Here is a 489-nt window from a genome sequence, read left to right on the forward strand (position 1 = left end):
CACTAATACCGCTAACATTGAAAAGTGGGTCAGCGCATTGCTGAAGGTTTGTGGATTAAACGGCTTATGCGGGGAGCCGGTGATATTGCGATAAAGTTGCCCGAAGCGGGCGGAAAGGGCTTCACCATAATGGCGGCTGACTTCGGTGACCTTTTGCAGCACGGTTTGCTCTTCAACCAGCGTCGGCGGCACGATCTTCGGTACCGGTTCCGCAGGGGGCGTCGCGGCGACGGTGCGCAACTGGTCGATCAACTCTTTACGCGAGGTGTCATTATCCAGCACATCCGCCAGTGCGCCATAGGCCGCTTTTTTTTGTTCGATATCCGGTTCCGGGGCCGGTTCAGTCGTTGAGTCCGTTGTCGTTGTGGTTGTAACGCCGGGTATGGATACCGCGTGGGCAGGTGCGCCCAGCAGGCAGAAGAGGATGAACAGGATCCACCGCATGACTCCTCCAGTGAGAAAATAGAGCAAAAAGATAAGTATAGATGC

The 489-nt window shown here is 55.2% G+C and carries 1 pseudogene; it reads right to left on the reverse strand.

The annotated features are described in order from the left end of the window. A pseudogene (locus E0L35_RS25490) lies at positions 1–444 on the reverse strand (hypothetical protein); the annotation flags it as partial. Positions 445–489: the final 45 nt, after the last annotated feature.

This window comes from Halomonas sp. ATBC28 (assembly GCF_005937175.1).
GTDB classification, from domain to species: domain Bacteria; phylum Pseudomonadota; class Gammaproteobacteria; order Pseudomonadales; family Halomonadaceae; genus Vreelandella; species Vreelandella titanicae.